Raw genomic sequence first — 19,831 nt, 5'->3', positions numbered from 1 at the left:
AAACGATGAGAAAATCAAAAAAACATTTTTCGTCCTCATTGCACGCCCGCGCGAATCGGCAAGAAGACGTTTACAGTCGTCCCTTCCTGCTCGATGCTCTCGATGGACAAAGCCCCGTTGTACCGCTCGACCAGCCGCTTCGCGATCGACAAACCAAGCCCGTTCCCTTCTGCGCTGCCGCTTTTGCGGTTTCGTGCCTTGTCTACCCGATACAGGCGATCTGTGACAAAAGGCAAGTCTTTTGCCGGAATGCCAATCCCTGCATCCTTGATGGCGAGACACACTCTTTCTTTTTGCACCGTCGCCTGCACAGCGATCCGTTTTCGTTCCCGCGAATACTTGACGGCGTTGTCGAGCAGGATCAGCAAAATCTGCTCCAGGTGCTCCACCGATATCGCAAGCCTCACTCCTGACAACTCTCGCAAGTCACGCTCCATGATGAAAGCCGGATGCAGCACATTCACTTTTTTGATCGTCTGCAAAATGACTTGCTCCGGCTCGCACACAGCCGTTGCTTCATCCATTTGCAAGTTTTCCGCCCGCGTCAGTGCCAGCAGTTCTTCTACCAGCGCTTTTAACCTCGCCAGCTCCTGAATCGAGATTTGCAAAGATTCCTCCAGAACGGCAGGGTCATGCTTGCCCCAGCGATGCAGCATGCCCAAATGCCCTTCGACGATCGCGATTGGCGTCCGCAATTCATGCGAGGCATCCTCGACGAATTGCCGCTGCTGTTGAAAAGAACGTTCGACCTTGTCCATCATGACGTTAAACATGTTCATCGTCGTAGCGATCTCATCGTGGTTATCGTAAAAGGCGATCCGCTCAGCCAGCCCTTTTTGCTTCACATTTTTCATCGTCTGATTCATCGCCTGCAGCGGCTTCACCAGCTGGCGAGCCAGCATCCGCCCCCCGAGGCCGCTGATGATAACCGCAACGAGACAGCCGATCGCCATAAATTGAAACAGCGCTCCGCTCAGCTGCTCAAATTCGTTGATGTTTTTTACAATCTCCACCGTGCCGTCAAACTGAAAAATCGTGATCGGCCGCTCCATCAACAGCAGATTGCCTTTGACGTGCATGCTCCGCCACTGTTCATGCGGGGAGCCAGTGATCGTAGCTGCCAGGCTGTCCTCGATGCCATTGGACACGACAGCGACCGGGTTTCCTTGTTCGTCGAGGATGCGGATTCGCTGGTCTTGCTGGTTGATTTTTTGCAGGAAGCCGCGCATTTCGTCGAGATCGGCCCCCTCAAAGGAAATCTCCCTTTCCAGAGCAAAATTGAGAATCTCGCGCATCGTTTTTTCGGTGGCTTGTTCCTCCTGATGGATCATCCATTTTTCCACAAAAAAGTATTGGACGGTATTGTAGACGATGAACACACAAAACAGCAGCACGGACGACCAAAGGGTCAGCTTCCATTTGATCGGAAGTCTGGACAGGCGCGACGGGGTGTATTTTTTCATTTGCGCATCACGTATCCGATTCCGCGAACGGACTGAATGTAGCTGCCTTCCTGTGCCGAGTCGATTTTGTTGCGCAAGTAGCGCACGTACACGTCGACCACGTTCGTTTCCACCGCCGACTCGTATCCCCATACCGTGTCCAGCAGCACATCGCGGGGCAATACGCGGTTGATGTTTTTCATGAACACCACCAGCAGATCATACTCTCTTTTCGTCAGCTCGATGGTTTGGCCGGCTTTTGCTACCGTGCGGGCTTCCAAATCTGCGACAAGCTCGCGAAAAGCAAGCTTCGTCCGCGTCAGGTCGGTCTGTTCCTCCTGTCTGCGGAACACGACCCGCATTCGCGCAAGCAGCTCCTCAATGGCAAACGGCTTCGGGATGTAGTCGTCTGCGCCGCTGTCCAGACCCGAGACGCGATCATCGATACTGTCCCTGGCCGTCAGCATGATGATCGGCGTTTTTTTGCGTTCGCGAATGGCGCGGCACACTTCGATCCCATCGATTTCCGGCAGCATCAAGTCGAGCAGTACGAGATCCCACTCTTCCTTTAGCGCAAGCTCCAGTCCTGTTTTTCCGTCATCAGCGACAACGACGGAAAACGATTCGTGGCGCAATTCAAGCTCGATAAATCTTGCCATGTTTTTTTCATCTTCAATCAAAAGCACTCTTTTCATCGTTTACTCACCTTTTGTCCCTCATGGGGAAGTCCATCTGATTGTAGATGATAATAATTATCAGCGTCAACATAAGCGACTCGTTCGTCGATGAACCATCCGCCCATTTGCTACATAGGATGATCATCGTAACCATTCCATCATGAGGGGGATGTGGAAATGAACGGGTATTCGCCTTATTTTTACGACGCGAGAATGATTTCTTCCTCATACCCGGCTGCGCCGACACAAGCCTATGCGCAAATTCAGGGCGGGCCGCTGGCTCCGAACCTGAACGGCTATGTCGTCTTCACGGACGTTCCGTACGGGACAGAGGTGTATGTGGAAGCGATCGGTTTACCGCCCTACAAGCCTGCATCCGGCAATCAACAGCCGATCGGTCCTTTTGGCTTTCACCTGCACGACCACGGCGTGTGCACTGTCGGCAATGCCGACGATCCTTTTACCGCAGCGGGAAGCCACTGGAACCCGACCAACCAGCCGCACGGCAACCATGCCGGCGACTTCCCCGTACTCTTTTCCAATGACGGGTACACGCGAATGAGCTTTTTTACCAACAAGTTCAGGGCAGCAGATGTCGTCGGAAGATCAGTGATCATTCACCAAAATCCCGACGACTACCGGACACAGCCATCCGGGAATAGCGGCAAAAGACTCGCCTGCGGCATCATCATGCCCGCCTAGCCCCATCACAGCTCAACTCCATGACAAAAGCAGCGCTTCTCCGCAATCTCTCCCCCGCCCTTCCTGCCATGGACGCCAAAAAGCACAGAGACGCAGCCCCTGTGCTTTTCGTTTTCTTTTTTCCTTGCCTGTCTATCCGCGCAGCAGCGACAGATCGAAGCGAGGGACAAGCCCTTCCTCGGCTGCACGACCGAGCAAGGCAGTAATCGCCGCATAGCCATCTTCGCCCAAGTCTCGGGTAAATTCGTTTACGTACAAGTCAATATGTGCCTTGGCAACCTCAACAGACAGCTCTTGCGCATGGCACATGACATACTCCTCGGATGCTGTCGGGTTCGCCCAGGCGTACTCCACCGATGCCCGCGTCCAGTTCGCCAGCGACTCCAAATCCATCGATCTGCGCGCGATGATCGCTCCCAAAGGAATAGGCAGATTCGTATCCGCCTCCCACCAGTTGCCGAGATCGGTCATGAGTGAAAGACCGTAGTTTTGATAAGTAAAGCGCGCTTCGTGGATGACCAGCCCCGCGTCGATTTTGCCGTCTCGTACAGCTGGCATGATTTCATGGAACGGCATCACGACGATTTCTCCGACGCCTCCCGGGACGTTTTGCGCTGCCCATAAGCGGAACAACAAGTAAGCTGTGGAACGCTCGCTCGGTACCGCCACCCGTTTGCCGGACAGCCGGGCCGGATCGTTGGCACTCGCGCCGGAATCGCCTTGCGTCAGGACAAGCGGGCCGCACCCTCTGCCCAAAGCCCCTCCGCACGGAAGCAGCGCATACTTGTCCAGCACCCACGGCAAGGCGGCGTAAGAAATTTTCATCACTTCCGGGCCTTCCGCCCGCGTCGCAAGCGTATTCGTAATGTCAATATCTGCGTACATGATGTCCAGTTCCGGTGCGCCAGGGATCAAGCCATGCGCCCAGGCGTGAAAGACAAATGTATCGTTCGGACACGGTGAAAATGCAATCTTCATCTACAGCACCTCCCGCAATACTGCGCTTCCTTTTTGTAAAGCTTCCAGAGCGTCTTTGATCCGCCAAGCCGACTTGTCGCGCGGGCCGATCGCATTGGAAACTGTTCTGATCTCCAGTACAGGCACTCCGCTTGCTTGCGCGGCGATGGCAACGCCGTAGCCTTCCATTGCCTCCGCGAGCGCCCCCGGCATTCTTTCTGCCAGTGCCTGCGCCGTTTGCGCCGTTCCCGTCACCGTAGACAGCGTCAAAATTTGCCCGCGATAAGCAGGCAAGCCCGCCTGCAACATGGCTTGCTCCACCTGCTCTGCCAGCTCATCCGGGACTGGTACGCGCGCAGAACCAAACCCTAGCTCGTCCACACTGTGAAAACCATCCGGTGTCTCGGCCCCCAAATCGGCGCACACAATCTCGCTGGCAACCACGAGCGAACCGACATCTGCGCGTCCGACGAATCCGCCGCATATTCCGGCACATACGACCAGATCGTAGCGAGCTTCGGTCAAAGCCCGTGCTGTGCTGGCAGCCGCAGCTGCTGGCCCCACGCCTCCGATCAAAAAGGTGAACCGCTCATCTTCACCAATACCTGCGATGACCGCATCCCGTTCAACCGCTACCGATGTAACGATCAGGATGCGCTGCTTTTTTTGCTGATCAAGCATCTTTTCGCCTGCCCTCCTTCCGCTCTCCCTGCTTGTTTTCATCCTGTTTGAAAAAACTTTTTCCTCCTCCACGTTATCGCTACTTTTCTTTGCTGTAAAGTGTTTGACTTGTTTGTATAGCGAAAGGAAATTACTTACACTGAGATTGGGAATACTGATAGTGAAACTGCAACTTCCTTGCCGGAAAGGTATTGACAATGTGCTTCTAATAAAATATATTAAGTTACGAAATGTAAGTTAATTATGTTGAATAAGTTCAACTTTTTTCATCCACTATGTAAATAAAACACAATCTCCTGGAGGTAAATGATCATGAGCAAAGACTTTTTTACAGCCGTTAAAGACAGAAGAACTTATTATGGAATCAGCAAGGAAGCCGTTGCTTCTGACGAGCGCATCCGCGAGCTTGTTGAAGAAGCCGTAAAGCATACTCCATCTTCCTTTAACTCGCAAAGCGCCCGCGTTGTTGTGCTTTTGGGCGAACAACACGATAAACTGTGGAACCTCACAAAAGAAACATTGCGCAAAATCGTTCCAGCCGAAAACTTCGCTCCTACGGAAGAAAAAATGAACGCATTTGGCAATGGCTACGGCACGGTTCTGTTCTTCGAAGACCAAAGCGTAGTGAAAGGTCTGCAAGAAAAATTCGCAGCCTACAAAGACAACTTCCCGGTTTGGTCCGAGCAATCCTCCGGCATGCTGCAATTCGTCGTGTGGACTGCCCTGGAAACAGAAGGATTCGGTGCATCCCTGCAACACTACAACCCGCTGATCAATGAAGAAGTCCAACAAACATGGAACCTCCCAAGCGAGTGGAAGCTGATCGCGCAAATGCCGTTCGGCAAGCCAACCGCGCAGCCTGGCGAGAAACAGTTCCAGCCAATCGAAGAGCGCGTGAAGTTCTTCGCCTAATTTTTTCACGGCTCATGACAAGACGGCGCGAAGCCATTTCAGCTTTTCGCCGTCTTTGTCTATATTTTACCGGGAAGATATTAAAGTAAGCGATTGATTTCCGCATTTGTCTGTGGTAGTATTAACTTAAACAAAAGATGTTTCAAAAAAGCGTTCACATATTGTAAAGGGTTTACAGTTATGTTTGAACCTTTCACAATGTGTGAATTTTATTTTATCCACAAATAAAAGTTGCATATTCATTTTAATATTGTTGGAGGTAACACCCATGCAAACAGGTACAGTAAAATGGTTCAACGCTGAAAAAGGTTATGGTTTCATCGCAGTTGAAGGCGGAAACGACGTATTCGTTCACTTCAGCGCAATCACTGGCGACGGCTTCAAAACTCTTGAAGAAGGCCAACGCGTTGAGTTCAACGTAGTAGAAGGCAACCGCGGCCCACAAGCTGAGAACGTTGTAAAACTGTAATTGACTCACGAAGCTGCCCTTGCTGCATAGCGGGGCGGCTTTTTTTACTGCCTTTTTCAGGCGGAAAAAGTCGTTTTTTGTCGATCGGCGTTATAAAATTCGGACTTTGTCCCTAAAGAGCTGTTGACAATAGTCAACGCTCCCCATATAATCACGTTATAATGCAGCGAAAAGCAATGGCGCTTTCCAGCATGAAGTTTTCAAAATTTTACGCAATGATAGTGATTCCTTCGCTTATTTTCTAACTTTGTTTGAAAGCGGTTCCAGATGGTTAGCAATCATAAAGCTGTTTAAACAAGTCCATACAAAATAAGCAAAGGCGCTTAGGTACATCCTGTTTTCAGGGATTCCTAAGCGCTTTTATTGTTTACATCTTTCAAAAAGGTGGGGTTGTCCATGGAGCACATTGGAAGTGTCATTATTTACATCATCATGCTATGCGCAGTCATCGGTGCGATCGCAGCAATCCGCAACAGCGATGAAGGGCTTGGCAAGGAGTTCATGGAAGGGATTCACTCAACCGGTTACATCTTCGTACCTGCTGCCGGTATCATGGCCTCTCTCCCTTATATTTCCTGGTTTGTAGAAAAAGCCGTATCGCCGATTTTCCACAAAATTGGCGCCGACCCTGCCCTGGCAGCGACCGCGATTTTGGCCTCTGACATGGGTGGATACCAATTGGCGAACATTTTGAAAAGCTCGACCGAGGGTTGGGTAATGGCAATGGTAGTCGGTCTGATGGCTGGTGCCACGATCGTATTCTCCATTCCGATGGGACTTGCCATGCTGGACAAGCGCGACCACAAATACATGGCGCTTGGCGTCATGTCCGGGATTTTGACTGTTCCGATCGGCGCTTTTATCACCAGTGCCATTCTCTCTTTGACCAATGCGCAAGTGCGTGCTGAAATCTCTACGAATGCTGACTCCACCTACGCTTTTGCAATCGGAATCGGCCAGGTTTTGCTGAACTTGTCTCCTATCCTCATTTTCGTAATAGCGATTGCCGCTGGTCTGCGCTTCATGCCTGACCTGATGATTCGCGGATTCATGATCTTCGGTAAAACAATGGACGCTGGTATCAAACTCGTACTCGTGTTCTCGATCGTGCAATACTTTACTGGCATCTTTACTACCCTCTTTGGCGCTTGGGGCTTCGATCCGATCATCGCCGACCCGAAAGACCAGTACCGCGCCCTGGAAACAGCCGGTTATATCGGTATCATGCTTTGCGGTGCGTTCCCGATGGTATACTTGCTGCGTAAATACGCGGCGAAGCCACTGGAAGCACTCGGTAACAAGCTGGGTCTTAGCCCAACAGGCAGTGCGGGGCTTCTGGCAACTGTCGCAAACATTTTGGCGATGTTCCGTCTCGTGCGTTCCATGCCGCCAAAAGACAAAGTGGTAAACATCTCGTTTGCCGTATGTGCAGCGTTCTTGCTGGGTGACCACTTGTCCTTCTCTGCGAACTTCCAGCCTAACATCATCTTGCCTGTCATGCTCGGCAAGCTCGGCGCAGGTGTCATTGCAATCGCGCTCTCTTACTGGCTGTCTGTGCCAAAAGCACTGGAGCTGGAGAAACAAGATCGCGCAGCTGGCATCATCGGCCCTGATGAATACAAGGATCACCATGCATCCAATAAAGCTGCTTCTGAAGTAGCTGCTACGAAAGAATAAAAAGCAAGGCCGTCCATCAAGGGCGGTCTTTTTGCTGTTTGTATGCAGTATGTATGTCACGTCATCGTCGCGGCGCCCGCAAAAGGACGCTCACACCGCCAAGACAGCCTCATGACACCGAGCCAGTCGGACAAATCCGCTGCTTTTTTTGTCGCCCAGTATTCTCGTCCCTTTCTGCCGGACGCATGGAACGGTTGCGCCATGCCTTTCGCAAAAAAGCAACACGTCTCAGAACGTCCTGCTGTACATACGCTGTACTGTATTGACAAAAATGCGACAAGGAGCTGATTTCTGGATGCATTCCCCTGTCTATTTGGGAAACAATCGGCTTTTGCTCACGACTTGCTATGGCAAAAAGCTGCTTAGTCCCTCGGAAGACTTGAGTGTGGGCGTCGAGCTTGCGGCAAACGGAACCCATGAGAGCCCGCTGACCCGCTATTTTTGCCAGCAGGTGAAGCCTGGTCAGGTCGTTGTAGAGCTGGGTGCCCACATCGGCTATTTTACCATTTTGCTCGGTCAATTGATCGGACCGACCGGAAAGCTGTTTGCGCTAGAGCCGCACCCGCGCTGCCATGCCTTTCTGCTGGACAATCTCTCCATCAACTATTTTCACGACCGCGTACAGAGCTATCGGCTGGCGGCCTTTTCCCGGAAGTCGCGCATTTCGTTCTACGCCTCCCGTCGCTTCCTCGGCAACAGCTCGCTGCAACAACACAATGAAGCTTACCACAAGCACTATCTGGATGAATTTGACCAGCTCGAAGTGGACGCTGTCGCCGTCGACGATCTGCTTCCGCCAGACCAGAGCATTGATTTTGTCAAAGTCGATATTGAAGGCGGCGAATACCAAGCTTTTCTCGGCATGGAACGGGTACTCTCCAGCCAGGCGAAAAACGTCGTCTTTGAGCTGAACCGCAACATGCTGCAAGCCGATTGGGAGCCGTTCGCCCAACTGCTTTGCCACTATCGCCAGACGTTCTCCAAGCGCTTCTTCGTCCTCAATAGCGAAGGCTCAACGGTAGAAATCGACCTCGATATCGTGCTGGCGACCGGAGAGTGCCCTTATTTGATTATGACCGATTGATCTGCGGCCAAAATTCAATTATACATATCAGAATTTGCTTATTTTTTTTGTGTAATGTGCAATTGAGCAGTAGTCAAGCAAAAATGAATGTTATAATAAAAAGGTACAAAATTTCACAATGGGGAGAGAAACGATGGAACAACTCAATGCACAATCGACTCATCAAAAATTACCCATTGGAAAGTTGCTGAAGAGAATCTTCTTTATTCTCGTCGGTGCTTCCCTTGTATCTGTGGCTCTGGAGATTTTTCTGGTGCCGAACAAGATCATCGACGGAGGAATCGTAGGTATCTCCATCATTGCCTCGCATCTCACATCTCTGTCTCTTGGCATCTTCCTATTCTTGCTTAACTTGCCTTTTCTCATAATCGGCTATAAGCAAATCGGAAAGACCTTTGCAATCTCTACGCTTTTCGGGGTAAGTATCATGTCCCTCGGAACCACTCTGCTGCATCCCGTTCCCGGACTGACGGATGATCCGCTGCTTGCTGCGGTATTCGGCGGTATTATCATGGGGATTGGAGTAGGACTTGTTCTGCGCTACGGCGGCTCTCTGGATGGTACGGAAATTATCGCGGTACTGTTTAACAAAAAGTCTCCGTTCTCCGTTGGTGAGATCGTCATGTTTATCAACCTATTCATTTTGAGCAGTGCCGGATTCGTATTCGGTTGGGATCGCGCGATGTACTCGCTGATTGCCTATTACATTGCTTTCAAAATGATCGATCTGACCATCGAAGGCTTCCAGGAATCCAAATCCGTTTGGATCATTAGCGAAAACCACAAGTTGCTGGGAGACGCCATCGTTGCCCGTTTGGGACGCGGTATCACCTACTTGAAAGGGGAGGGTGGTTATACCGGAGATGACAAGAAAGTCATTTTCTGCATCATCACCCGTCTGGAAGAAGCCAAGCTGAAGCTGATCGTCGAGGAGCTTGATCCGAATGCCTTCCTGGCAGTCGGCAACATCCACGATGTACGCGGCGGGCAGTTCAAGAAAAACGCCATTCACTAAGAAGCTCTGCAAAAAAAAGTGCCGCCTGACTATCAGCGGCACCTTTTTTATGTCTTTGTCGGCAGGCTGCCATGACTTGCTGTCTGCGTCTGGCAAGGAAACATCATCACTACCTCTGTTCCCTTCCCTGGCTCGCTTTTGACCTCGATGTTCCCGGCGTGGGCGAGAACAAGCTGTTTGGCGATAGCCATCCCCAGTCCGGTTCCGCTCGTATCCTCTTTGGTGTGCCCCCCGCGATAATAGCGTTCAAACAAGCTCGCTTTTGTTTTTTCGTCCATCCCCGGACCATTGTCCGCGATGCGAACTGCAAAGCTGTCAGGGGCAGCAAGACTGACCTCTACGCGCACAAGCGTCCCTTTGGGCGTATGCCGGATCGCATTGGTCAAAATGTTGATGACGATCCGCGAAAACCATTTCGGATCGAGCAGCGCCACGATTTTTTCCTCTTGAGCCTCAAACTCGATCTCGTGCCCAGACGCGCTCGGCTCGTTTACCAGGTCAGCTGTCATTCTGCGGATCGCCTCCACGACAGACACTGGCTCTTTCATCAGCGGCAGCGCGTGGTTTTTTAAGCGGTACGTCAAATTCAAGTCTTCGATCAAGCCATTCATGTAATCGGCTTTCTCCCGGATCGTTCGGCCAAACTGGTTTACTTCCCCTTTTCCCCACTCGTACTGCTCCGACTCCAGCATGGTCGCATAGCCAAAAATCGAGCTGAGTGGCGTCTTCAAATCATGGGAAAGCCCGGATATCCATTCTTCGCGCGTTTTCTCGATGTCTTTTTGCCGTTCTTCATTGGTCTGTAAAGTATGGCTCAGCTTCGCCAACGCGTCAAAAATGTCCTGAAAGACGGCGAACGACTTTTTCCGCTTGCCTTTTCGCGTCGTTCCGATGCGCCGACCGTTTTTGCCAATCGGCTCTGCATAGCGTCCTTGCGCCAGGTTGCCCAGCCAGTTCACCATATGCAAAAGCGGTTTCCCGACCCGCAGCGCATACCAGCTGCCCGCCAGCAGCACAGACACAATCAGGACGGCGCCCACCTGCAAAAACGAATAGGCAATCATGTTGTCGACGGACTCTGCCGCAGCTCCCGGGCGATACCACGGGTTGGCAACACCCACGATATACGTAAAACCGCTCGTCTTGTCGTAGCGGCTAGTGGTGATGACAGGGACGTTTCGGCTTTCTTTGCCGTTCTGTAAAATCGGGATCAGATCGAGCTGCTTGGCTGCATCTGCTGCGTTGTACTCCGCGACGAGCTTGCCTTGCCGATCATAAATGGCGTACCAGCCCTTTTCTAGGGAGAAGCTGTTCGCAAGCTCGGCAGGAACCGGGGAGCCAACTGTCGGTTTTGCTGCCAAAAGCTGCGCCATCAAGGCGTTTTCCGGAGCTGGCGTCCCGTACAGCACGATTACTTTTTGCTCCGACAGCTCCTGTTCTACCACCCAATGCTTCACGTAGTAAGCCGAAGCCTGGTCGTTTTGCGTCTGCGTGATCCACTCTCCCGGCTCATACGCTTGCGGGATAGTCGCCGGGGTGCGATACGCATACAAAAGCTTCCCTTTCGGATCGATAATCTGCAGCCAGCCGTTGTGGCTATCGACGCTTTTTTTCACTCGGTCGTTGACACTTATCTTGTCTTGCTCCCATTCGAGCTGCATGCGCAAATCGGAAGCGACCAAGCGGGACAGATCCGTTTCCAGCTCCTCGTTCATGAGGCGATAGCCCAAAACGATGAGCGAGCCGATCAGGCACAGAAGCAAAACCAGCAAAAAGCCGAAAAACTGGCGAACGTATTGGATGATCAGCTTTTTGCGCAGATTCATGCCTGTCTCCCTGGCGTCACCAGCTTGTATCCCAATCCTCTGACGGTAAGCAAATACTTCGGTTGTCCCGGATTTTCCTCGATTCGCTGGCGCAGCTTGTGGATGTGCACCATCACCGTATTTTCATCGAACAGCCCATACTCGTCCTTCCAGACGTGATCGTAAATTTGTTCTTTGGTGAACACGCGATTCGGATTTTGGCAAAAAAACACCAGCAAAGAAAAGACTTGCGCCGGACAGTCAACCTGCTCGTTGTTCACGGTTAACTCGGCTGCCTCTGCATTGACCTGAAAACGGCCGAAGTCGTAAATTTTCGCTTCCGGCGCAGGTGCTGGCCCGCCCAGCGTTCGGCGCAAGTGCGCCTTCATCCGGGCGACGACTTCCAATGGATGAAAAGGCTTGGTGATATAATCGTCTGCCCCGTGAGCAAAGCCGCTCAATTTGTCAAAGTCGGTTCCTTTCGCCGTCAGGAAAAAAATCGGCGCTTTCGTGCGCTGGCGAACAGCGGAGCAAAGCTCAAAGCCGTTTTTGTCCGGCAGCATGACGTCGAGAATCAGCAAGTCATATTGGCGTTCCTCGACCATCCGCAGCGCCTGTTCGGCTCTTGTGCATGTATCTATATGTACGAAGCCTTCTTTTTGCAAAACGGTTTTTAGCATGTGCAAAATCGCTTCCTCGTCATCTACCAGCAAAATTCTCGCTTCTTGTTCCACATTCTCACTCCCTTTTCCCCCTCATCATATCACGAGCGGGGGCAGCCATTATAAAAGATAAGGTAATGGTAAGGTTGCGTTTTCGTAGAGGAAAGATTCATCCTTTATGCTGTAGGAGAAAGGAGCGAATAACACTATGTGGGCTATTTGCAGGCATGAATATTTTCGTTTGTTCAAAAGTATCAAGTCACTGATTACGATCGCCTTTATCGTCGGCGTGTCGTATTGGGTTTCCGATCTGGTCAATCAAGCGGCAACTTTGATCCCCCAACAAGAACTGGCGAAGGGACACGCCTTGGGCGTTTTTGTATTGATTATGCTTTTGGGACCGCTCTTCGTCTTTAGTCTGTCGCATGACGTCATCAACCGTGAGCTGGCAGGCCGGACGATTCGCTTTCTCGTCACCCGCACTTCCCGGAACAAGATCATCCTGGGGAAATTTCTCGGAATCCTCTGCTTCTGGCTGAGCTGTCTCGTGATTACTTTTGGCGTCGTACTCGCTACTGTGCATACGTTTGACGCCAAAACCTTTTTGCACTGCTTGTCTCTGCTCGTCTACTGCATTTCGCTGGCTCTCTTGCTGTCTCTCGTAGTTCCGCGCCCGAGCTACACGATGTTTCTCGGAATTGTCGTGGCGATGCTGCTCCCGGGACTGGGATTGTGGAGCACGTTTTCCGAGCAGCCTGCTGCACAATGGATCGCTTACTTGACTCCGTTTACTTACCTGGAAAAAGGCGGCGCGTGGGTCGGAGTCATCTGGGGCTATGTCGTCCTGTTTCTCGGCGCTTCCATGTACTTGTTCCAAAGGAGGGATTGTTAATGGCCGTCTTTCAAACGATGGAATTGAGCAAACGTTTCGGTGACCGCACCGTCGTCGATCAAGTAAGCCTGTCTGTACAAGGCGGGGAAATCTTCGGGTTTCTCGGGCGAAACGGAGCCGGGAAGTCTACTTTTATCAACATGCTGACAGGGATTATTCGCCCGACTTCCGGACAAATCGAGATGTTTGGCCAGGACGTCCGCGATGAACAATGGAAACGGCGCATTGGCGTCTTGCCGGACTATTCCACTTTTTACGACTCTCTGTCGGCTGCCGATCATCTGCGCTATTTTGCTCGTGTCAAAGGAGTTGCCTTGACGAATGAGGAGTGCATGCGCATCCTCGGAGCGGTAGAGCTTGCTGAACATGCTTCGCGCAAAGCGAAAACTTTTTCTTTCGGGATGAAAAAGAAACTCGGAATTGCCCAGGCAATGATCGGCGATCCGGAAATTTTGTTCCTCGATGAACCTACCTCTGGCGTTGACGTCGAATCCGCCCTGCACATTCAGGAGCTGCTGCGCCGTCTGCACGAGAAGGGCAAAACGATTTTTATGACCTCGCACAACTTGCATGAGGTAGAAAAGATTTGCACCCGCATCGCCATCATGAAAAGCGGAAAAATCGCTTCGCTCGGCAGCCTCGACGAGTTGCAGGCAGCGCAGCAGACATGGCGGCAAGTACAAGTTCGCCACTCCGCTTTTGCCACTGACGAGCACCCTGCATTGCGCACATTTATCGCATCGCTCGGTCGCAACCTCAGTTGGGGGGATGGTCGCTTTTCGCTTCAAGTGGATGAGGAACAAAAAGTCGCCGCGCTGGTACGCGCGCTCGTACAGGAACGCGTGGATATTTACGGTGTGAATGTGGAAGTTCCCTCTCTGGAAAAAATCTTTATGCAGGATGATGATACCTATGTCTAGCAAAATGATTTTATTGATTTTGTCCACTGTCTTTGTCTATCGGATTATCTTCAAAAATGACGACTTGTGGACTCCCTCCACATGGCTCCTGATCGGAGTGATTACCGTGAACTTGATCATCATCGTCCGGAAGAAATGGACAGAACGCGGTACAGGCGAGTAAACGAAAAAGACAGCTTTTATCCCGACATTTTGCCGGGACGAAGCTGTCTTTTTCGGCGCAACAGATCACATGAATGATAAGTAAGACGGCAGTTGATCAAGGCGTTCGATCACGGCCAGCGGCTTGTGGTCTGTGGTCGCCGTCTTTCCTTTCGGGTTGAGCCAGATCGCGCTAAAGCCGGCATCGATGGCTCCGGCGACATCTGCTTCCCACGTATCGCCGACAAACAAAACTTCGCCGCTCGCTGCTTCCAGCCGTTCCCGTGCCGTGGCATAAATGCGCGGGTCTGGCTTGTGATAGCCCAAAAGCTCGGAAATAATCACCCGATCTTGCGGAAAATAGGAGGACAACCCTAAACGTTCGAGTTTGATAAACGCCATATCAACCGGGCCGTTGGTGACGATGCCAAGCTTGTGCTGCTCCGCCAGCTGCGCAACGATTTGTTGCACGGATGGATCAGGCTGTACGGCATCGAGACACGCCGCCTGGTACGCACGCTGAAAATCGTCCACGTCCCGGGCTTCGATGATCCGGTTGAAATCAGCCATTGCCCTTTGCATCCGCAGCTGGCGATACTGCGTGAAATCGTATTTTTTCGCAATGACGTCGATCCACACAGCGCCGAGAGCAGTCCGGCAGCATCCATGCCTGCTGTTAATGCATGAGTGGCAATCGTTTGCTGCATCCCCTGCTCCCAGCAAGCGGAAAAGTCAAACAGCGTATCGTCGAGATCAAACAGGATCGTACTGAATCGAGACAATGTAGGTCACTTCCTCTTCCATTTTTCCTCTAAATAATACCTGCGCAAGGCTCTGTCTTTTGCTAAGATCATTGTAACGGATTATGAGAGCCGCCATCACGTTTTTGGCATCATTTGCGAAAAAGGAGGAGGATTGACATGTCAGAAGAGAAGCTTGACCAGCTGCTGGAAGGAATGAATGAGCTTCGTTTGGTTACTCGCGCTCTTTTGGATCGAAAGGATAAAACAAACGCCAAACTGGATGCTTTGATAAAGGAAGTGCTGGAGCTAAGGGCACTGTTTCGGAGTTGAAACAAGATATCCCTGTGCTCAAGCAGGATTAGCCTAGCTGATCGGCTTTTTCATCGCCGATTGCCGTACGGTTTACTTCACAGCCAGTTCTTTTTCCAGAGCTTCTTTCAATTCCTCCGGCAGCAATATGGACCGCCTCGTGTTGGCATCGATCATCACCATCGTGACATCCGCATCGGCCACCAGCTCGTCATGTATGTTGAACAGCTCATGGCGAATCACGAAGCTTTTTTCTTTCACCCGCAGCGCTGTCGTAATCGCATAAACCTCTTCTCTCATCCGCAGCTCTTTGCGATAGTTGATATTAATATTCACGACTACAGGCATAATGGCCCGCCGCTTCAATTCATCGAGTGTAAATCCGAGCTGCCAGATCCAGTCAAAACGCGCCCACTCCATATACTCCAAATACTTGGCATTATTCACATGACCGATTACATCAATATCCGTAGACTGCACGGTAAACGCAAAGCGATGGGCCATTTTCTCTCACTCCTTGGCTGTTGTTTTCTTTAGTATAACGAAAATCGGCAACTGAGTGAACATTCATTCAAAATTTTCCGAATGATCACGCTGTTCTTTCCCGTTGATTCTCCTATAATAAAAGAAAGGACAAGCGCCTATTACGGTACGTGAAAGGATGGTTCCATGTTCGAGCAAGAATTGCTGCCTTCTCTGCAAACAGCCCGTTCCCGCTATTTGAACACACTTTCGAACCTTAAGGCTGACGAGCTGCCATTGAAGCTCGCTCCCGAATCAAACTCCATTGGCTTTTTGATTCGCCATATCGCCGAGGTCGAATTTCGCTTCTGTACCATGTTTTTTGCGCGTCCGCTTCCTGATTATATCTCCTCTCTGGCCACGATTGGTCCAGTCAAGGACGAAGGCAATTTTACTGATATGAATGAGCTTTTAGCTATTTGCGAGGCGTCTTACGATTATCTCGTCGATGCTTTGACCACTCTGCCACAGGATGCCTGGGATGTGGCATGCGAAGCTCCCATCGGCACGCTGACTCCCCGTCAGGCTCTCGGTCGCCTGATTTATCATATGGGGTATCATGGCGGACAAATCGGCCTGATTCGCAAATACGGCGGCGCAAGATGACCTTGTCCTTTTCCGGAAAACAACTCGTCATCCGCGAGATGCAGCGTGCTGAGCTGCCGTACGTGCTCGATATGTACAACAGCAATCCACAGTACAACTTGCTGCGCTCCCGTACCGACACCATGAACCTTTCCGAGTTGGAAGCGGAGTACCATTCTGCGCTGGCGATTCCCCATGGCTATTGGCTCCTGCTGACGGTAAAGGAAGCTCCCGTCGGTGTGATGCACGTCGTCCTCTCCAGCGAGCACGATGCGAAAAGCTGGGTCAGTTTGCTCGTTCTGCATGCGTCCTGGCAACGAAAAGGGCTGGGAACAGAAGCGGTGAAGCTGTTTGAAGACTTTTGCCTATTGCGCGGCACCAAACACATTCACCATGGTATTATCGCGTACAATGAACCAGCGCTGCTTTTTTGGGGCAAGCTTGGCTACGAGCAGTATCGTCAAGTAGAAGCACCTGTCGGGCAGTTGACACAGCCTGTCCTGCTGGTCGCCAAATGGCTTGAAGCTTGAACCCTCATCCCGCTAACAAGGAGGTGAATCACAATGAAGCGCCACCTGTATGAATGTGATGTGCCTGTCCTCGCCTAGTCGGTGAGGAAGCGTCTTTTTTACTGCCTCCCGGCTATACAAGCCTATTTGTACGGATCAGATCATTCCGGGAGGGATTGTTGTTATGTCGTATTCACCATGGAAACAGTCATTGCTTGGCGCCATCTGCCTGACACTTGCGGCAGCGATTTGGGGCGGCGTGTATGTCGTGAGCAAAGTCGTACTGGAAGTCATTCCGCCGTTTACTTTGTTGATCCTGCGATTCGGCATCGCTTTGCTCGTGTTGGGGGCATTCGCTTTGGCCCGCAAGGAAGTCGTTCAGAAAAGAGATTATCCGTTGCTCATGGGCATTGCTTTTGTCGGGGTCACGATCTCGATTGCAGCCCAATTTCTCGGCACCAAGCTCTCTACGGCGCATATGGGCGCCCTGATTACTTCCGCATCTCCAGCTTTTATTGCGATTTTTGCCGTCTGGCTGCTGAAAGAAAGCATTCACTTCAAGCAAGCCGCCGGAATCGTGCTTGCAACGGTTGGCGTGATTATCGTAATCGGTGTGCCGGATCAGGCGGATGCCCAATCGTCATTGACGGGAAACCTGATTCTGTTGGTCGCAGCAGTAAGCTGGGGGCTGTACACCGTCCTTAGCAAAAAAGCGACGCAGCGTTATTCCTCGCTGCTTGTCACAACGTATGTCGCTTTGTTCGGGCTCATCTTCACAAGTCCTGTCATGCTCTGGGAGCTATCTGTCACCCCGATATCGTGGCAATTTGGCGGGGAGATTTGGGCGGGCGTCCTGTATATCGGGCTAATCTCGACTGCCGGAGCGTTTTATTTGTGGAACAAGGGCTTTGAGCTTATGCAAGCTGGCAGTGGCGCAGGCTTCTTTTTCGTCCAGCCGATTGTCGGAGCTTTTCTCGGCTGGCTGTTGCTCCACGAACACCTGGGCACCAGCTTTTTCGTTGGAGCTGCCTTCATTTTTCTCGGCGTAGCCTTGTCCAATCTGCGCAAGCGCACTGCCACTGAAGCCGCCGATTTAGCGAAAAGATCATAAACAAACGCGAAAAAGGACAGCTGGCAACTCGCTCGCTGTCCTTTTTTCCATGCCGCTACGGGCAAAAATGTTGCGTAACCTTCGCTCTTCCCTCAGCCATATCGACCGTGGCTCTCGCTCCATTGACAAACGTCATTTGCGGAGGCATATGTCCGCAATCAATATCGTACAAAATCGGGATTCGCAGCTCATCCGCCAGCTCCTGGTACACGTCCTCTGCTGTATAGCCCTGAACAGCGTGATTCGCTGCACTGCGTCCAAACATGATCCCGGCACAGTGAGCGAACCAGCCTGCCAGCTTCATCTGGACAAGCGATCTGCGCAAGTCGGCAGCCGACAATTCACAGTTTTCCAAATACCACAGCAGTTGTTCATTTTGAATCATCGCTTGTTGAAACCGCGCTACATCCCCGTAAGGTGTTCCGATCACATGCCGGATCGTGTCTATGCAACCGCCAAGCAGCCTCCCCGTCACATGTACTGGCTCTGATTCGGTCGTTTTCCAACGAGTCGGCTCAGTAAGGTGAAACACATAAGGTGATGGATTGTCGTGCTGCCACTCTGCCTGGTAGTATTCGGACGCCTCTTGTACAACCTGCTCGCCTGTTTTGGTCGAAAGTACAGCCTCCCATTGGGCTGTCGTCGCATCCATGCTCTCCCCGCGCAAGTCGATCAGATTGGTGCCATGAGCCGTGGCTACACCCGTTTTCAATGTAATCGCAAGCAACAACAGACTGATATCGGAATAGCCAAGCACCCATTTGGCGGGAAAGGCTTCAAAATCGAGCTGATCGAGAATTTCAATCAACAGTTCGCCACCCCATGGAGGGATGATCAGATCGATGTTTTCGTCGCTAAGCATGGCATTAAATTCTGCTGCGCGGATGGCTGCATCAGCCGATCTTGCTTTTTGCTGCGTCCATGCTGTGTCTTTGCAAACGGTTGAATAGCCCCGTTCCTCCGCTCGTTTGCAGGCAAGTGTAAGCAGTTCATGCAATTCAGCCGGCACCCCGGACGATGGAGCCGTTACGCCGATTGTGCTGCCTTTTTTCAAGACCGGATATGTAATCACAATGTTCCCCCCTCGCCTTTTTTCCATTTTATCGTAAAATCAGACAAAAAGCAGATGGATATGGATGACGCGCTTTGCTCCCTGACCATTTGAAAAGCCGACTGCTATCCATGTTGGAACAACACCCAGTGAAAGAAAAACGATCTCGAAAAACGGATTTTCTCCAATACATATGCGTGTATCGAAACCAGCTAGGCTGTGCAGAAAAAAGGGTTACTCCACTTTTGATGGAGTAGCCCTTTACACGTGCGCTATAGTGACCCATGCTGGACGATCTTTCTCCGCCGGATGATTCCCGTTCAGCCAGATCAGATGCCACAGCAAAAAAATAGCTGCCGAGACTTTCTCGACAGCCGGGACAGCACGAAGCCGTCAACCATTTATATAAAACGGGAGGGAAGTAGAGGAGTTTCAACAAACATTACAAACGTGATTCCAGTTGGCGAATCGAATCGTTACTGCTTGCTCGTATCAGTTGATGTAGACTGATCGGCTGATCCGCTGTTTTCCGTTCCTGTCGTTCCAGCAGCGCCTGCGTCAGACTTGCTGTCTGAGCTGTTGCTGTCAGCCGCTGGTGCGTCAGATGACGTGCTTGTGCTATCCGAGCCGCCTGTTGTCGCATCAGAACTGTTGCTCGATGCATCAGACGTCGATTTGTCCTCCGAAACCGAGTTGTCACTCGATTGTCCATCACCTGTAGCTGGTGTCGTTTGACTGGTGCCTTCTTGTTGTGTCGCTGGTTCAGGCGTCCCTGTTGTGCTGGAGCAGGCAACCAGGCTTCCAGACAGGAGTAATGCGACAGCTGCAATGGAAATCCATTTTTTATTCATGCTCATTCTCCTTTCATCCTTGGCTTCGTGACCTTCTCGCCGTCACAAGAACATCGTAACGGGCAAAGATAACCATTCTGTAAGGAGAATAGGAAAAAACCATGATCTAATTAT

At 51.3% G+C, this 19,831-nt stretch carries 23 protein-coding genes; 13 read left to right on the top strand and 10 right to left on the bottom strand.

Annotated elements, in window-relative coordinates:
• Positions 1-35 precede the first annotated feature (35 nt).
• Both HP435_RS04915 and HP435_RS04910 read right to left on the bottom strand, forming a co-directional pair.
• On the bottom strand, positions 36-1,463 hold the full coding sequence (locus HP435_RS04915; RefSeq protein WP_173598650.1) for a HAMP domain-containing sensor histidine kinase: 1,428 nt from the start codon (positions 1,461-1,463) through the stop codon (positions 36-38).
• Positions 1,460-2,137: a response regulator transcription factor gene (locus HP435_RS04910; protein WP_173597101.1), complete on the bottom strand. Its 678-nt coding sequence runs from the start codon at positions 2,135-2,137 to the stop codon at positions 1,460-1,462. Before HP435_RS04910 ends, HP435_RS04915 begins: the two co-directional genes overlap by 4 nt.
• A gap of 159 nt (positions 2,138-2,296) precedes the next feature.
• On the opposite strand from HP435_RS04910, the gene HP435_RS04905 reads away from it, so the two are divergent.
• The gene (locus tag HP435_RS04905; protein WP_122966202.1) at positions 2,297-2,821 is read left to right on the top strand and encodes a superoxide dismutase family protein; all 525 of its coding nucleotides are present in this window, start codon (positions 2,297-2,299) and stop codon (positions 2,819-2,821) included.
• 132 nt (positions 2,822-2,953) lie between these two features.
• On the opposite strand, the gene HP435_RS04900 is transcribed toward HP435_RS04905, so the two are convergent.
• Both HP435_RS04900 and HP435_RS04895 read right to left on the bottom strand, forming a co-directional pair.
• Positions 2,954-3,799, bottom strand: a complete 846-nt coding sequence (locus HP435_RS04900) for a 1,4-dihydroxy-6-naphtoate synthase (protein ID WP_122966203.1) — start codon at positions 3,797-3,799, stop codon at positions 2,954-2,956.
• Positions 3,800-4,459 carry a futalosine hydrolase gene (locus tag HP435_RS04895; protein ID WP_173598651.1) on the bottom strand — a complete coding sequence of 220 codons (660 nt, stop codon included), beginning with the start codon at positions 4,457-4,459 and terminating at the stop codon, positions 3,800-3,802.
• 312 nt (positions 4,460-4,771) lie between these two features.
• Here HP435_RS04895 and HP435_RS04890 point away from each other — a divergent pair, with 312 nt between their 5' ends.
• The 5 genes from HP435_RS04890 (at position 4,772) to HP435_RS04870 (ending at position 9,616) form a co-directional block, all read left to right on the top strand.
• On the top strand, positions 4,772-5,371 hold the full coding sequence (locus tag HP435_RS04890; protein ID WP_122966205.1) for a nitroreductase family protein: 600 nt from the start codon (positions 4,772-4,774) through the stop codon (positions 5,369-5,371).
• Positions 5,372-5,639: 268 nt separating this feature from the next.
• A complete protein-coding gene (locus HP435_RS04885; protein WP_063230452.1) occupies positions 5,640-5,840 on the top strand; it encodes a cold-shock protein in 201 nt (66 codons plus the stop codon).
• A 396-nt stretch (positions 5,841-6,236) separates the two neighbouring features.
• A complete protein-coding gene (gene eutH / locus HP435_RS04880; RefSeq protein ID WP_063230453.1) occupies positions 6,237-7,517 on the top strand; it encodes an ethanolamine utilization protein EutH in 1,281 nt (426 codons plus the stop codon).
• 295 nt (positions 7,518-7,812) lie between these two features.
• Complete coding sequence (locus HP435_RS04875) at positions 7,813-8,601, top strand: FkbM family methyltransferase (protein ID WP_173598652.1); 789 nt, start codon at positions 7,813-7,815, stop codon at positions 8,599-8,601.
• 133 nt (positions 8,602-8,734) lie between these two features.
• Positions 8,735-9,616, top strand: coding sequence for a YitT family protein (locus HP435_RS04870; protein WP_173597104.1), 882 nt, complete (start codon positions 8,735-8,737; stop codon positions 9,614-9,616).
• Positions 9,617-9,663: 47 nt separating this feature from the next.
• Here HP435_RS04870 and HP435_RS04865 read toward each other — a convergent pair whose 3' ends face one another.
• Together HP435_RS04865 and HP435_RS04860 are read right to left on the bottom strand one after the other, a co-directional pair.
• Positions 9,664-11,442, bottom strand: a complete 1,779-nt coding sequence (locus HP435_RS04865; RefSeq protein ID WP_173598653.1) for a sensor histidine kinase — start codon at positions 11,440-11,442, stop codon at positions 9,664-9,666.
• Complete coding sequence (locus tag HP435_RS04860) at positions 11,439-12,155, bottom strand: response regulator transcription factor (RefSeq protein WP_122966210.1); 717 nt, start codon at positions 12,153-12,155, stop codon at positions 11,439-11,441. The genes HP435_RS04865 and HP435_RS04860 overlap by 4 nt, the downstream gene beginning before the upstream one ends.
• A gap of 136 nt (positions 12,156-12,291) precedes the next feature.
• Here HP435_RS04860 and HP435_RS04855 point away from each other — a divergent pair, with 136 nt between their 5' ends.
• The 3 genes from HP435_RS04855 to HP435_RS04845 are packed head-to-tail and all read left to right on the top strand — an operon-like array spanning position 12,292 to position 14,058.
• Positions 12,292-12,975 carry an ABC transporter permease gene (locus HP435_RS04855; protein ID WP_122966211.1) on the top strand — a complete coding sequence of 228 codons (684 nt, stop codon included), beginning with the start codon at positions 12,292-12,294 and terminating at the stop codon, positions 12,973-12,975.
• The gene (locus HP435_RS04850; RefSeq protein WP_173598654.1) at positions 12,975-13,895 is read left to right on the top strand and encodes an ABC transporter ATP-binding protein; all 921 of its coding nucleotides are present in this window, start codon (positions 12,975-12,977) and stop codon (positions 13,893-13,895) included. Before HP435_RS04855 ends, HP435_RS04850 begins: the two co-directional genes overlap by 1 nt.
• The gene (locus HP435_RS04845) at positions 13,888-14,058 is read left to right on the top strand and encodes a hypothetical protein (RefSeq protein ID WP_167470373.1); all 171 of its coding nucleotides are present in this window, start codon (positions 13,888-13,890) and stop codon (positions 14,056-14,058) included. The genes HP435_RS04850 and HP435_RS04845 overlap by 8 nt, the downstream gene beginning before the upstream one ends.
• Positions 14,059-14,123: 65 nt before the next feature.
• On the opposite strand, the gene HP435_RS04840 is transcribed toward HP435_RS04845, so the two are convergent.
• Positions 14,124-14,675: an HAD family hydrolase gene (locus HP435_RS04840; RefSeq protein WP_229049828.1), complete on the bottom strand. Its 552-nt coding sequence runs from the start codon at positions 14,673-14,675 to the stop codon at positions 14,124-14,126.
• Between the two features lie 281 nt (positions 14,676-14,956).
• Between HP435_RS04840 and HP435_RS04835 the strand changes: the two genes are divergently transcribed.
• Positions 14,957-15,109, top strand: a complete 153-nt coding sequence (locus HP435_RS04835) for a hypothetical protein (RefSeq protein ID WP_229049827.1) — start codon at positions 14,957-14,959, stop codon at positions 15,107-15,109.
• A gap of 72 nt (positions 15,110-15,181) precedes the next feature.
• Here HP435_RS04835 and HP435_RS04830 read toward each other — a convergent pair whose 3' ends face one another.
• Complete coding sequence (locus HP435_RS04830; RefSeq protein ID WP_173598655.1) at positions 15,182-15,592, bottom strand: acyl-CoA thioesterase; 411 nt, start codon at positions 15,590-15,592, stop codon at positions 15,182-15,184.
• Between the two features lie 165 nt (positions 15,593-15,757).
• Between HP435_RS04830 and HP435_RS04825 the strand changes: the two genes are divergently transcribed.
• The 3 genes from HP435_RS04825 to HP435_RS04815 all read left to right on the top strand — a co-directional run bounded on the left by HP435_RS04825 (position 15,758) and on the right by HP435_RS04815 (position 17,815).
• Positions 15,758-16,216, top strand: a complete 459-nt coding sequence (locus HP435_RS04825) for a DinB family protein (RefSeq protein WP_122966214.1) — start codon at positions 15,758-15,760, stop codon at positions 16,214-16,216.
• Positions 16,213-16,725, top strand: coding sequence for a GNAT family N-acetyltransferase (locus HP435_RS04820; protein ID WP_122966215.1), 513 nt, complete (start codon positions 16,213-16,215; stop codon positions 16,723-16,725). The genes HP435_RS04825 and HP435_RS04820 overlap by 4 nt, the downstream gene beginning before the upstream one ends.
• A 163-nt stretch (positions 16,726-16,888) precedes the next feature.
• The gene (locus tag HP435_RS04815; RefSeq protein ID WP_173598656.1) at positions 16,889-17,815 is read left to right on the top strand and encodes a DMT family transporter; all 927 of its coding nucleotides are present in this window, start codon (positions 16,889-16,891) and stop codon (positions 17,813-17,815) included.
• A gap of 55 nt (positions 17,816-17,870) precedes the next feature.
• On the opposite strand, the gene HP435_RS04810 is transcribed toward HP435_RS04815, so the two are convergent.
• Positions 17,871-18,887, bottom strand: a complete 1,017-nt coding sequence (locus HP435_RS04810; RefSeq protein WP_173598657.1) for a S66 family peptidase — start codon at positions 18,885-18,887, stop codon at positions 17,871-17,873.
• 455 nt (positions 18,888-19,342) lie between these two features.
• Entirely contained in the window at positions 19,343-19,717 is a 375-nt protein-coding gene (locus HP435_RS04805; RefSeq protein WP_122966218.1) for a hypothetical protein, read from the bottom strand.
• Positions 19,718-19,831 lie beyond the last annotated feature (114 nt).

Source organism: Brevibacillus sp. HD3.3A (assembly GCF_013284375.2).
GTDB classification, from domain to species: domain Bacteria; phylum Bacillota; class Bacilli; order Brevibacillales; family Brevibacillaceae; genus Brevibacillus; species Brevibacillus parabrevis.
The sequence above is the reverse complement of the archived record's forward strand: the minus strand, read 5'-3'. Positions and strand labels throughout refer to the sequence as shown.